Here is a 12819-nt window from a genome sequence, read left to right as displayed (position 1 = left end):
TCTGCTGTGCACAATGGTTTGGCCCGGTCACGCGGGTCTGGTGGATTTCACAGACCGATTTTTAAAGACCATTGAAAACCAATGGGGAGTTATGGCTGTGCCCAGGCTCCAGGTCTGGCAAAAGTTAGTTAAAAACAATAGGGGAGAAGCCAGCGGCGGGATCAAATTAGTGAATACGTTTTTCAATCAAGTCCCCTACTTTACCGATGCCCAGCATTGGGGGCAGACGGACTATTGGGCTACGCCAAACGAAATGCTGGCTTCATTTGGTGGTGACTGTGAAGATTATTCCATTAGCAAATACTTGTCGCTCAAAGAGATTGGTGTTCCTATTGATAAATTGCGTGTCACCTACGTGCGCGCCTTGAATTTGGGTGAGTCGCACATGGTGCTGGCTTATTACGCCACGCCAGATGCAGACCCCTTGATTCTTGACAATCTGATTGGCGACATCAAACCAGCATCACAACGGCCAGATTTACAGCCTGTGTACGGGTTCAACGACGAAGATTTGTGGATGGGCGGCTCCAGCGGCCAAAAAGGTGGTGCATCCAGTGTTCGACTTTGGCGCGATCTGCTTCAAAAATTACAAAAAGAGCAACAGATGTAACTTACCGCTGAGTCAGTTCAATGGCTTGGTTAGCTGCCATTTTTTTGAGTGTTTTTTGTGCGTCGGGCGTTGAATGCTCGATCATTTTGATCAGTCGATTTTTGCGCTCAGCATCCATTTCCTGCCAATTGTCGAAAGCTATTTTCGCGAGCACCAAGCGCACATTTTGCTCGGTATTCCCGTATTGAAGTGCTTTGTCAAAAGCCGGCAGTACGTTAACTAAGCTTTGACCTGCCTGGTGTTGAGAAAACGCCAGATATGCCCAAGAATAGGGAAACGTTGGCCGTAATTTTGTAGATAGTCGAAAGTTGGTAATCGCGTTTTCAAGCAGCAGTTGTTTGAGTATGTAATTTTTGCTGCCTGCAACTGGTGTCCCCATACCTAAGGCGCGCATTGCATACAAATAAGCCAAATCATCGTGCAACTGGGCGTTGTGTGGCGTAACTTCAAGTGCGCTTTGAAGAGTTTTCTTGATTTCTTCCCATTTTGCTGTTGTTAGGCTGGCGCGTTTACCGCTTCGCCATTGCTCCACTTGCCATCTGGCTTGGAGACTCATTGCATCAGCACGCGCTGCTGAAATACCATGCCATGCGCTCAGGCCAGCAATTGTTAAAAACATCACAGCAAGAGTGAAAAAGCCAACTCGACGGAAGAATATCAAGGCCATGTTGGATCAAATCACATCAAGTCCCAAACCAAGGATTTTTGCAGGTTTATGAAGCACCATGCTTGCAGCCATATCAGCGCCATACCTCGACTGAAGGGCATCTCTGCCCTCACTTAACAGCGGCGGACGATTATTGAGGTTGTGTGCGTCTGTGGCGATCAAGCAATTCCATCCTTCTTCAATGATCTTGAAGCTAGTCTCTTTGGCTTGTGTTCCAAATCTCCCCACCAATGAACCAGCTGTGATCTGAAACCAACACCCAGCATCGGCAAATGGGGATAGTTTTTGAAAGTTGGAAAGTACGCCTTTGTTTCTTTCGGGGTGCGCAATCAATGGTCTGATTTTCAGCTTCATCAAATTGTTGACAAATTGAATACTCCCAACAGGAATTAACTGATGCGGAAACTCTAGTAAGGCTATGTGGTAGCCGTCTACAACACCCAAAAAAGGCACTTGCTGAATGGCAAGCAAATCAATCAATTCTGCACACAGCCGAGCTTCTGCGCCCATACGTACCTGCAACGGAATCTGCGCCTTGAACAGCTCGGTTTTGAAACTATCAACTGCTACCTCGAGGTTTTTTCGCTGATTTGGGTATCTATTAGGATGAACATGCGACGTGAGGACTGAATGGGTAATGCCATCTGCCACGGCCGCGCGCGCCAAATCTAGAGCTTCCCCAAGCGTCTCAGGGCCATCATCAATGCCTGGTAAGAAGTGGCAATGCAGATCAATCATGCACTAGAAATCATTTTTTAGCAGTGCTGGCTGCGTAAGACTGCCCGTATGCATTGCCATAAGCGCCATACCCATGCTTGCCATAGCCAGAGTATTCACCGTAATACTTATCAGCTTTCTTGAAATCAAGCGCATTGAGAACCACGCCTATAACGTTGGCGTCAGCTCGTTGCAAATGTTGCAAAGCCCTGCGGATCATGGGTACAGGCGTGGTTTGTGCTTTGGTGACAAAAATCACCCCATCAGCTTTGGCACTCAACACCAAGGCATCGCTGACCAATTCAACCGGTGGAGAGTCGATGATGATCATTTCAAAGTGGCGGCGAAGTTCCTCGATTGTTTTGGAGAAGCCTTCCGAATGCAACAATTCCAATGGGTTAGGGGGAATAGTGCCCGATCCCAAGATCATCAGGTTGCTGTCTTTCACAGGTTGTAAACAATCCGCGAGTTTGGCCGTGCCAGCCACCAACTCTGATAAACCCTGGGCTTTAGCATCTAAGCCATGAGAGCGAGCCACGCTAGGACGGCGCATGTCCGCATCAATTAACAAAGTTTTTTGGGTAAAGGCATGCGCCAACGCCAGATTGCTTGAGAAAGTAGTTTTACCCTCAGAGGCGTTGCTTGAGGTGATCAACAGTACGCGTGAGGTCACATCGACAGAAGACAACAACACCCCAGTGCGCGCTGTACGAATGGCCTCTGAATAAAGCGAATTAGGTGAATCAATGACCAAATGTCCGCTGTTGCTGCGCATGGCATCTTTCTTTGACAGCAATGGTAAAACGGTCAGGAGTGGCTGCTTCAAGCGCGATTCCACATCATCACTGTTTTTAAGCGTGTTATCAATCACATCTAAGAGCAAAGCTAAGCCAGCACCTACGATCAAACCCATCAGTAAGGCCACCAACACAATTTTGCGTTTATCCGGTTTGATTGGGCTGCCTGGCACCATCGCACTGTCTATGACACGAGCCACGGTGGTTTGAAGGTCACCAGTGATGTTGGTTTCTTTGGCACGTTTCATAAACATGTCATACATCTGCCGGTTGGCCTCAACCTCACGTTCGTATTTACCCAACTCGAATTCTTTGCGGTTGATGTTTTGAATGGTGCCACGCGACGCGTTGTACGCGCTTTCAATTGCTTTCTCAGTGCCTCTTGCGCGTTCATAGTCTTGCATGATGCTCGCCGCAACCAACTCAATTTGCCGTTGCAAATTGCTGTTAGCCACTTTGGCCTCAGCCTCAGCCTGCACATATCGGGGATGCTCTTTGCCGTAGCGCTGCGCGACATCAGTCAATTTTTTAGTTGCGTCTGCGGTAAGACGTTTGGCTTCTGCGACTTGGGTGCTGTTCAATACAGTGGGAATAGATCCCAGGTTACCTGCTCCACTGGCGTTTTTAATAAGGTTGTATGTGGCTTCTGCTTCTGCACGTTTGGCGCGTGCCTCAATCAAACGCGATTGCAACTCTCCCAACTGCAAGCCGGCACCACTTTGTGAAGAGTCTTTGATGTTGAGTAAGCCTTGTTTCTCTCGGTAACCCTGCAGCGCCTGCTCCGATTCGTTCAACTTGGTTTTCAACCCAGTTAAACGGTCTTCCAGCCAAGCTGAAGCAGTGCGTGCCATTTGGTACTTGGCATCCAAATCATTTTCAATAAAGGTTTGCGCCACTGCGTTGCTTACACGAGCGGCCAATGCAGCATCAGAGGAGGTGAACTTTACAAACACCATTTGGCTTTGCCGCAGCGGCTCTATGACCAAGTTGCCGGAAAACCGACCATAGGCAGCTTCGATGAGTTTTTGCTCGGTAAATTCTTTGAGTGGCTCTTTGTTTGCAAACCCCAATTGTTCTATGTAAGCAGACAACCCAGTTGCAGGTGCACGGGGGTCGAACTCTGGTTGGTCATACAACTTGAGCTTGGCAATGGTTTTATAAGCCACCTCTCGTGACTTCAAAATTTCTATCTGGGTTTGAAAAAATTCTCGGCTAGCCACCGCTCCGCCGTAGACATCTTCAATGGAAACAATTTTTTGCTTACTGGTTTCAATCAGCAGCACTGTCTTAGCCTCATAAATAGGTGTACTAACAAAAGCTATGACACCTGCTACCAGCGTAATCACTGCCGCAAATCCTAAGATTGCCCATTTGCGTTTGAGTAAAGTGCGCCAATACTCTAAAAAATCAAGACGTCCTTCTTCAGACGCCGGTGCGCCTAAAAAAGTATTGGGAAGACGAGAACCGCCCGAAACAAGGGGTGTAGACATAAAGTGCAAGTGAGAAGAATTAGAATAATTAGAAGAATGATTCTTCGATGAAGATGGTGTCACCAGGGTTGACTGGTGAATTAAGGTCAACCTTTTGTGGTGTACCTTTAGGGTCATTTTCTCGCACAATGAATATTTTTGAGAGCGATGCACGCTCTTTAAAACCGCCAGCCAAAGAACTTGCCTTTAATACAGTCAAGCCCGGTTGGTAGGGATAGGCACCAGGTGTGGCGATCATGCCGTTGATGAAAAAAGGCCGATACACCTCTATTGAAACTGCCACGCGAGGATTAACTAGAAACCGACCGTTGAGACCATTAAAAATGGCTCTTTCAATTTCACCACTTGTTAACCCTAAGGCTTTGACCTCGCCCAAAAACGGAAATGCAAATGTGCCAGCATCTGAAATACGAACCTTTTCACGAGTCAGATCATCTTCACCATAGACCCTGATGGTGATCACATCACCCGCTGCCACGCGGTAGGTGGACAATAAATTGGTTACCTCGGCAGAAGGGTTGGTGGTGTTCGTTGGTGAATTTGGCAACGTGCTCTTTTCTTGAGCTTGGGCGCTTGAAAAAAAGCCAATACATAAACAAACTAGCAAACCCACCAATATGAATTGGAACTGATTTAAAAAGCTTCGAAGCAACCCAGTATGAAAAGTCATGTGCATTTCCCAAACAAACAAAGAGCCCAATGGCTCTTTGAATGCATTCGCGTAAAAGATTAAAGAGAGGCGTTCAGCGTGAACATCGTCACGTTTTTCTTGTAAGCAGACAACGGATTTGAAGACGTGGCATCGGTATTGGTGAAATCAACGCCCAATGATAGCCACCGCCTAAAGGCATAACTAGCACCCAAAGAGTACGTATTTGTGTTGACATCGGCCTTTAATGTACCTGGATACGTTGCATTAGACACCCCTACGCTGGCACTGGTGCTGATTACTGAAGACCAAGAGTGATTCCAACTCAAGTTGGTAGCTGTGTTTAAAGAATAAGAAAACGACGCCGCGTCAGTGGTGTCAGCCGTATTTTTAGACGTTTGCAGCGTAAAAGCACTGTAAGTGCGTGGCAGCCAACGCACTGAGGCATCCCAGCTTGCACCACTGTAGCCTTGCTTGCCACTGTCAAAGTCTTTGGTCATTCGCCCGACCTTGACAATACCCGTAGTCGCAGCTGTGGCATCCCAAGTCAACCCCAAGTAGTACTTGCGCTCAGTGTTGTTCAGGTTCTGTGACAGTGCCGACACATAGTTGGTTTTGGCGTTGCTCACCTCCACCAGACCCAAGGTGCGCCCACCCACTTTGACAAACGCACGGCCAGCCACTGAGGTCACGTCCAAGTCAAGCAAAGCAGTTTTGGCACGGTTGTTATCAAACGTTTTATTGGTCAAACCAGCGTCTGCCTCCAGTCTGCCTTTGGCACCAGCGGCACCATAAGCAAAAGTGCCGTTGAGTGCACTGCCATGGTAGCGGTCTGGCTCAGCGCTAGGCACATTGGCGTCGCGCGAAGAAGTTCCTGTGTTGTACTCCGCCGATAAACCACCCCTGGCGCGAGTTGAAAAATATTTGTCTGCAGCCAGCTTGAAGGCTGAAGCCCGAGTGTTGTCTAACGAATTGCTGGGGTAGCTGACCGTATCCATTGAAGCCAACGCGGTATACCGATCACCTTTGTAATTCATGGCAGCCAGCAATGTGGGAGAGATGTTGACAAAATTTGACGAGACTTTATTTGCAGAAGTCAAGTTCAAATTGTCATTAAACCCAATACCCACGGCTACAGATGGGTAAAGCGTGATACCACTTTCAGTTTTGAAGCCACCCGCACCTTGCGGGATAGCCGAGAGCAATGTACCCGTAGCTGAATTAACTAAAAAATTGGTTTCAATTTTGCCAAGCTCATAAGAAACACCGCCTGCAGCAGGTGCTTGAGCCATTGCAGGAGCGACAAAACAGACTGTGATGGCAGTAGCTAGGCACAAACGATTGGAGTTATTTCGCATTTTCTGTTCCCATTTCTATTAAATTAAACCCACATTACAAACAAATTTTAGGTGAAGACAGCCATCACAACCCGTTACCACACACATTGACATGCCGCAAAGTGTGTTTTGATACCGCACAACAACACAACAGTTATTGTTCAGTGCGACGTGAAGTGCGTTTTCGCCGGTTGTTGCCTTGGAACTGAGCACTGGCTTGCCTTCTACCTGAGCGTGGACTCCGACCAGCCTCCCCAGTCGCTTCACGCCTACGGTCTTCAAACCCTGCCCATTCCCTGAAGCTTTTGATGCGCTTCATCCATCGCCAAGCATGGGTCATCACGCCATAGTACACACCAAACAAACCCAAAAATAACCAAAACATCACCCAGTCAGGGATTTGGTAGTAAATACTGCCCATTCCGATCAAAATGCACAGCCCGTGAATTGACAAAATAATCAATACCGCGCGATTCACGCCAAATCCAGCAAGCATCAAGATGTGATGCAAATGTTCTCTGTCGGCAGCAAACGGAGAGTTTCCACGTGCAATACGCCTGAACATGATGGTGACCGTATCGAGCAAAGGCACAGCAAACAACCATAACGCAGACACTGGTGTGATCACCCTGCCCGCTCCTTGAGACAGCGTCACCAAGTACCAAACGATGGCAAAGCCAATAAAAATCGACCCCCCATCACCCATGAAAACCGCCGCTCGCTTGCGTCCAAAAAAGCGTGAGTTAAAAACCAAAAAACCCACAAGTGCGGCCACCATGCTAGCGAGTTGCAGCGCCACATTGCTGTGCATTGGATAAGCTGCCACAGCCAGTGCAGATAAGGTCAATACGGCCAACCCACCCGCCAAGCCATCAACACCATCGGTCATGTTCATGGCATTGATACCACCCACAATACCTACCACTGTCAAGGGCACAGCCAGCCATACCAACGTGCCACCTATCCCTGGCACCAAAACCCCAATGTCTGAAATCCGCACACCGCAGTACCACACGGCAAACACGGCACAAACCAATTCCAGCATCAAGCGATGCTTGGCGGACAAATCCCATCGGTCATCTGCCATGCCCATTAACAGCAAAGGTAGGCCTAGCGCAATGAGCCATGCACCATGGTTTGCTTGCCAAAAAGCTGCATGAAACGAAAGCAAGAGCAAGGCTGAATACACTGCCAAGCCGCCGATCAAAGGCACCACACCCTCATGGCGCTTGCGAATACAAGGTGCGTCCACCAAGCCCAAATGGCTGGCTAATGGACGTAATGCACCAATCAGCACCACCGATAAAACAAAAGGAAAGAAAATCGACTCAATCACGGCAACCCCTGGGTTTAGAACATCTTTGCGCAAAGTTGACTGAATTGCGCACAAGTGCTCAGTGTTTATTTTTATGTTTTTGAGTATAAAGCCTGAAAGTTTAAAATCAGATTTTTCTTCAGCAAACACCATGCCACATTGGCCAACAGACGATGCCGCACAACACATCAAAGACGACCCGGTCTTCTGGGGCTTGCTTTTGCTACTGGTTTGGGCGCCTCTCCCGCTTGGAAGCAACCGCTTTTGGGCAGCTGGCTTGCTGCTCGTCATGGTGCTTTTGCTGCTGCTTGGTAGTCTTTTGTCTTGGTGGCATCACCCCGGAACAGCTTGGCTGCGCATCAAAACATTTCGTTGGCCACTCAGTCTGATGGGGTTGATGGTGTTGTTGTCTTGGTTGCAAACGCTGCCGTTGCCTCCAACATGGGTGGCTTTTTTGTCGCCTATGGCAGCCGCAGCGCAGTCACCGGCCAAACTTATGACGCTGTCACTGGATGTCTATCAGGCCAGGTTCATAGCCACACTGTCGTTTGTTTACTTTGGCGTTTTTTTGGTCTCGGTATTGACGGTTCAAAGCCATCAGCGGCTGGGTACATTGGCGCACGCGTTGGTTTGGAGCGGCGTATTTCAAGCTGTATTTGCTGCGGTCATGTGGTCTGTACACGCCAAGTACCAAGTGTTTTATGTGGATATTTCGCACAATGACGCGATTGGCACCTTTGTCAATCGCAACCATCTTGCGGGTTATCTGTGCATGTGTTTGTCAGTGGGCATTGGCCTGATGTTGGCCAAGCTGGGGCATGTACGGCGCAGCCCCTCGAATTGGCGTGCTAGATTGGTCAATCTTCTTGAATTTATCTTAAGCGCCAAAATGCGCTTGAGGCTCTTATTGATCGTGATGGTCATCGCCTTGGTGTTGACACGTTCGCGCATGGGAAACTCGGCTTTCTTCTCTGCCATGCTCGTTGTGGGTGCACTGGCAGTGGTTTTGGCTCGTAAGACTGCACCGCACACCATCGTATTGATTGCCAGTCTGGTGGTCATTGATATTTTTGTAGTCGGCACCTGGGTAGGTCTTGAGAAAGTGGTGGAACGAGTGCAAGGCACCACATTAATGACGGTAGAGGGAGGTGTCTCAGAATCCATTGAAGCGCGCTCCGAAGCTGCCCGCACCGCATTGTCCATCATCAAAGACTATCCTTTATTTGGCACGGGTGGTGGCAGTTTTTACAACATATTTTTAAGTTATCGCACGCCAAACTATGGTTACAACTACGTTGACCATGCGCACAACGACTACGTGGAAATAGCCACAGACTTCGGCTTGCTGGGGTTAGGTATTTTGGGGCTACTCGTGGCGTTATCTCTGTGGACGGTGGTGAAAGTCATGGCGACTCGGCGGTCACCTTTGCCTTGGGGCATAGCCTTTGGTGTAGCCATGAGCATGGTGGCCATGCTGATTCACAGCACCGTAGACTTCAACCTGCAAATTCCCTCAAATGCACTCACTATGGTAGTGATTTTGTCTATGGGTTGGGTGGCTAAAACTCTGCCACGTGGTACCTAAGGAATTCGCAACTACGGGCATGGGAATGAATGCAAATTCTAGGCAGTCACCGTCTGAAGAACTAGCGAATCAAAGCGGCACCAGTGCATATAGAATTAATCAACGCACTCAAGGTTTCATCAGAAAGCCTGTGCCGCATAACCAAGGGAACTGTCACACATGGCCTCTATTGACTGGCACGTCATCCACACCAAACCCCGGCAAGAACAGCGCGCGCTGCTTAATTTGCAGCAGCAGGGCTACACCTGCTATTTGCCACTGGTAGCCACTGAAAAACTGCGCCGCGGCTGCCCCACCGTGGTGCAAGAGCCGCTGTTCTCGCGCTACCTTTTTATTCAGCTCGACACCACCCGCACTGGGCAAAGCTGGGCACCTATTCGCTCCACGCTGGGGGTCAGCCGCCTAGTCACCTTCGGCACCGAGCCTGCCAAAGCCAGCGCTGAGCTGATAAACACCCTGCGCACCACCCGTGCCCAAGCCCAGCCCACCCGGCTGTTTAACCCGGGTGACCGGGTGCAAATCAAAACCGGCCCGTTTATGGGGCTTGAAGGCATTTACCACCTGGAAGACGGCGAACGCCGCGCCATGGTGCTGATGGAGCTGCTCAGCAAACCTTGCAAACTGGCCTTTGAGCCCGCGAACCTGCGCAAACTGTAAGCCTAGCGTCAAACATGGCGTGATACATTCTGTTCAAATTTGAACGCAACGTTCACCCCGCGCCCGCCCATGGTGTACCCCGGCACGGCGGTAGCATGGATTAGCCGCTTTTTATCCGCATGGTTTGCAACCCCCACCACACCGAAAACACGCACTTCAAAGTGCTGCGCCTGCTAGAGGCCAACCCCCAAATGAACCAGCGCCAGCTCTCGCAAGCCCTGGGGGTGAGCCTTGGCAAAACCAACTATTGCCTCAAAGCCCTGCTCGACAAAGGCATGCTCAAAGTGCACAACTTTCAAAACAGCAAACGCAAGCTGGCCTATGCCTACTTGCTCACCCCAGCTGGCATCGCCGAAAAAACCGCGTTAACCAGCCGATTTTTGCAACGCAAAATGCACGAATTTGAACAACTCAAATCCGAAATCGAGTCGCTGCAACAAGAAGCGTTGCAAACCCGACCCATCACCACGCAACCCCACTGATACCATGCCTGCCCTGAGTCCAATCCCCAAAATCTTCGTTGCTGGCCACCGTGGCATGGTCGGCAGCGCCATTGTGCGCACCCTCATACAACAAGGCCTGCCCGCACAGCACATCGTCACCCGCACCCATGCCGAGCTAGACCTCTGCAACCAAGCCGCCGTCCAAGCCTTTTTTGCTGCTGAGCGCCCCACTCAGGTGTATTTGGCCGCGGCCAAAGTAGGTGGCATCTATGCCAACAACACCTACCCGGCAGACTTCATCTACCAAAACCTCATGGTGCAAGCCAACCTCATTGAGGCCGCACACCAGCACGGCGTGCAAAAGCTCTTGTTCCTGGGCTCCAGCTGCATCTACCCCCGCCTTGCCCCCCAGCCCATGGCCGAATCTGCCCTGCTCACCGGCACCCTGGAACCCACCAACGAACCCTATGCCGTGGCCAAAATAGCCGGCATCAAACTCTGCGAGTCTTACAACCGCCAACACGGCCGAGACTACCGCAGCGTCATGCCCACCAACCTCTACGGCCCTGGCGACAACTACCACCCCGACAACAGCCACGTCATCCCCGCACTCATTCGCCGCTTTCATGAGGCAAAGACCAGCGGCGCACCCCAAGTGGCCATCTGGGGCACAGGCACACCCAAACGCGAGTTTTTGTATGTAGACGACATGGCCGCCGCCAGCGTCTTTGTCATGAACCTTGACCCCGCCACCTATCAAGCCAACACCAGCCCCATGTGCAGCCACATCAACGTCGGCTATGGCAGCGACGTCACCATTGCAGAAGTAGCCCAAGCCGTGGCCACCTCCGTGGGCTACACCGGCCAAATCAGCTTTGACACCACCAAACCCGACGGCGCCCCCCGCAAATGGATGGACAGCACCCGCCTGAACCAACTGGGCTGGCAAGCCCAGGTCAAGCTGCAACAAGGCCTGGCTTTGGCTTACCAAGACTTTATGCGTCAAAAAACCCTCTAGACCATATATATTAAGCATAAGCTGCTATTAAAATAAAATCAATCAACGTCACTCCTTTAGCCAACTCACTGCCTCCAAATCGCCATGAACGCCGCGCAACTTCTTGAACTCATCACGCAAGGCGAAAGCGCGCGTGTTGAATTCAAGAGCAGCTTTCAGAAAGAAGTGGTTGAAACACTCACCGCTTTTGCCAACACCCAAGGCGGTGTTGTGCTGGTGGGGGTGGGTGACGCAGGGCAAACAGTGGGTGTGGGCATTCAGGCTGAAACCATACAAGGCTGGATCAACCAGTGCAAACAAGCCACCAGCCCCAGAATCATCCCAGACGTTGAACTGGTCCAACTTGATGACAAAACCGTGGCCGCCGTCAGCATTGGCGAATACCCCATCAAGCCCGTGGCCTGCAAAGGGCGCTACTACAAGCGCACCGGCAACGCCAACCACCAGATGACCGCCACCGAGATATCTGACGCGCATATCAAGCTCATCAACTCCAGTTGGGACTACCACCCCGACCCCGAGCACGCCCTCACCTCTATCTCTGTGCCCAAAGTGCAGGCCTTTGCAGAGGCCGTCAAGCTCAGCGCCACGTTTGATGCCGTGCTGGACAAATTTGAACTCGTCAAAGGCGGCCGCCCCACCTTTGCCTGCCACTTGTTGTTTAGCAAAAACGACGTTTTTTTAAGCACCATCGAAGCCGGGCGTTTTGCCAGCCCCACCATCATCAAAGACAGCATCACCAGCCGCGACACCCTGGTAGAGCAAGTCCAGCGCATCATGGACTTCATGGTCAAACACACCAACAAGGCCTACATCATCACTGGCAACCCCAAGCGCACCGAGCGCTGGGACTACCCCATGGATGCCCTGCGCGAAATCATCATCAACATGATCGTGCACCGCGACTACCGCAGCGCCAACGATTCCACCATCAAAGTCTTTGACGACCGCATTGAATTCTTTAACCCTGGCACGCTGCTAGACGGGCTGACCATTGAGCAGATCAAAACCGGCAACTACAAATCGCACCTGCGCAACAAGCAAGTGGCCACCATCTTTCGGGAGTTAGACCTGATTGAAAAATACGGCAGCGGTGTGCGCCGGGTGATTGACACCTTTGTGGCCTATGGCCTGCCCGAGCCCACATTTGAAGTCACCCAAGGTGGCATGGCTGTGACTGTGTTCAACAACGCAGCCAAAGAAACACCCCTGCAGCCGCAACACTCAGATGACCTAAGCGACAAAATGTCGGGAAAAATGTCGGGGAAAATGTCGGGAAAAATGTCGGGAAAAATGTCGGGAAAAATGACTGAGAAAGTTTTCACCATGCTCAGTGACAACCCCAGCGCCACCATCCCCGACCTTGCCGCTCAAATAGGCGTGACCACCCGAACCATTGACCGCGCCCTCAACAAGCTTCAACAAGAAGGCCGCGTTGGCCGCGTCGGCCCGACCCATGGTGGTGTCTGGCAAATCCTCACTCAACCATAACGTCAAAACACCCTCTAGCCCTTATCTGTTAAGCACAAACAGC

At 50.7% G+C, this 12819-nt stretch carries 12 protein-coding genes; 6 read left to right on the top strand and 6 right to left on the bottom strand.

Going from position 1 to position 12819, the window contains the following annotated elements; translation table 11 throughout:
* Positions 1–610, top strand: a 610-nt coding sequence (locus tag PHT20_RS11935; RefSeq protein ID WP_301020675.1) for a transglutaminase-like cysteine peptidase, incomplete at its 5' end; no start/stop codon positions are given.
* 1 nt (position 611) lies between these two features.
* Here the strand turns inward: PHT20_RS11935 and PHT20_RS11930 are convergent.
* From PHT20_RS11930 to PHT20_RS11905, 6 genes are all read right to left on the bottom strand, one after another.
* Complete coding sequence (locus tag PHT20_RS11930; protein WP_300081233.1) at positions 612–1277, bottom strand: hypothetical protein; 666 nt, start codon at positions 1275–1277, stop codon at positions 612–614.
* A 6-nt stretch (positions 1278–1283) separates the two neighbouring features.
* Positions 1284–2015, bottom strand: a complete 732-nt coding sequence (locus tag PHT20_RS11925; protein ID WP_300081236.1) for a CpsB/CapC family capsule biosynthesis tyrosine phosphatase — start codon at positions 2013–2015, stop codon at positions 1284–1286.
* A 10-nt stretch (positions 2016–2025) separates the two neighbouring features.
* Complete coding sequence (locus tag PHT20_RS11920) at positions 2026–4281, bottom strand: polysaccharide biosynthesis tyrosine autokinase (RefSeq protein WP_301020674.1); 2256 nt, start codon at positions 4279–4281, stop codon at positions 2026–2028.
* Positions 4282–4309: 28 nt separating this feature from the next.
* Positions 4310–4951: a polysaccharide biosynthesis/export family protein gene (locus tag PHT20_RS11915; protein ID WP_300081242.1), complete on the bottom strand. Its 642-nt coding sequence runs from the start codon at positions 4949–4951 to the stop codon at positions 4310–4312.
* A gap of 59 nt (positions 4952–5010) precedes the next feature.
* Positions 5011–6222, bottom strand: a complete 1212-nt coding sequence (locus tag PHT20_RS11910; protein ID WP_301020673.1) for an outer membrane beta-barrel protein — start codon at positions 6220–6222, stop codon at positions 5011–5013.
* 199 nt (positions 6223–6421) lie between these two features.
* Entirely contained in the window at positions 6422–7735 is a 1314-nt protein-coding gene (locus PHT20_RS11905; RefSeq protein WP_301020672.1) for a hypothetical protein, read from the bottom strand.
* Here PHT20_RS11905 and PHT20_RS11900 point away from each other — a divergent pair.
* The 5 genes from PHT20_RS11900 to PHT20_RS11880 all read left to right on the top strand — a co-directional run bounded on the left by PHT20_RS11900 (position 7734) and on the right by PHT20_RS11880 (position 12776).
* Positions 7734–9167 (top strand): O-antigen ligase family protein, encoded by a 1434-nt coding sequence (locus tag PHT20_RS11900; RefSeq protein WP_300081251.1) that lies wholly within the window; start codon positions 7734–7736, stop codon positions 9165–9167. The genes PHT20_RS11905 and PHT20_RS11900 overlap by 2 nt on opposite strands.
* 159 nt (positions 9168–9326) lie before the next feature.
* The gene (gene rfaH / locus PHT20_RS11895; RefSeq protein WP_300081254.1) at positions 9327–9824 is read left to right on the top strand and encodes a transcription/translation regulatory transformer protein RfaH; all 498 of its coding nucleotides are present in this window, start codon (positions 9327–9329) and stop codon (positions 9822–9824) included.
* A 119-nt stretch (positions 9825–9943) separates the two neighbouring features.
* The gene (locus PHT20_RS11890; RefSeq protein WP_301020671.1) at positions 9944–10306 is read left to right on the top strand and encodes a MarR family EPS-associated transcriptional regulator; all 363 of its coding nucleotides are present in this window, start codon (positions 9944–9946) and stop codon (positions 10304–10306) included.
* A gap of 4 nt (positions 10307–10310) precedes the next feature.
* The gene (locus PHT20_RS11885) at positions 10311–11285 is read left to right on the top strand and encodes a GDP-L-fucose synthase (RefSeq protein WP_301020670.1); all 975 of its coding nucleotides are present in this window, start codon (positions 10311–10313) and stop codon (positions 11283–11285) included.
* An 84-nt stretch (positions 11286–11369) separates the two neighbouring features.
* Entirely contained in the window at positions 11370–12776 is a 1407-nt protein-coding gene (locus PHT20_RS11880) for an RNA-binding domain-containing protein (protein WP_301020669.1), read from the top strand.
* Positions 12777–12819 lie beyond the last annotated feature (43 nt).

This window comes from Rhodoferax sp., from assembly GCF_028715765.1.
Classification (GTDB): domain Bacteria; phylum Pseudomonadota; class Gammaproteobacteria; order Burkholderiales; family Burkholderiaceae_C; genus Rhodoferax.
Note: the sequence above shows the minus strand (reverse complement) of the source record. Positions and strands in the feature narration are given on the sequence as shown.

Coding starts and splice junctions, on each gene's coding strand:
- PHT20_RS11930 (WP_300081233.1), bottom strand. CDS start 1,277: ATGGCCTTGATATTCTTCCGTCGAGTTGGCTTTTTCACTCTTGCTGTG.
- PHT20_RS11925 (WP_300081236.1), bottom strand. CDS start 2,015: ATGATTGATCTGCATTGCCACTTCTTACCAGGCATTGATGATGGCCCT.
- PHT20_RS11920 (WP_301020674.1), bottom strand. CDS start 4,281: ATGTCTACACCCCTTGTTTCGGGCGGTTCTCGTCTTCCCAATACTTTT.
- PHT20_RS11915 (WP_300081242.1), bottom strand. CDS start 4,951: ATGACTTTTCATACTGGGTTGCTTCGAAGCTTTTTAAATCAGTTCCAA.
- PHT20_RS11910 (WP_301020673.1), bottom strand. CDS start 6,222: ATGGCTCAAGCACCTGCTGCAGGCGGTGTTTCTTATGAGCTTGGCAAA.
- PHT20_RS11900 (WP_300081251.1), top strand. CDS start 7,734: ATGCCACATTGGCCAACAGACGATGCCGCACAACACATCAAAGACGAC.
- PHT20_RS11905 (WP_301020672.1), bottom strand. CDS start 7,735: ATGGTGTTTGCTGAAGAAAAATCTGATTTTAAACTTTCAGGCTTTATA.
- rfaH (WP_300081254.1), top strand. CDS start 9,327: ATGGCCTCTATTGACTGGCACGTCATCCACACCAAACCCCGGCAAGAA.
- PHT20_RS11890 (WP_301020671.1), top strand. CDS start 9,944: ATGGTTTGCAACCCCCACCACACCGAAAACACGCACTTCAAAGTGCTG.
- PHT20_RS11885 (WP_301020670.1), top strand. CDS start 10,311: ATGCCTGCCCTGAGTCCAATCCCCAAAATCTTCGTTGCTGGCCACCGT.
- PHT20_RS11880 (WP_301020669.1), top strand. CDS start 11,370: ATGAACGCCGCGCAACTTCTTGAACTCATCACGCAAGGCGAAAGCGCG.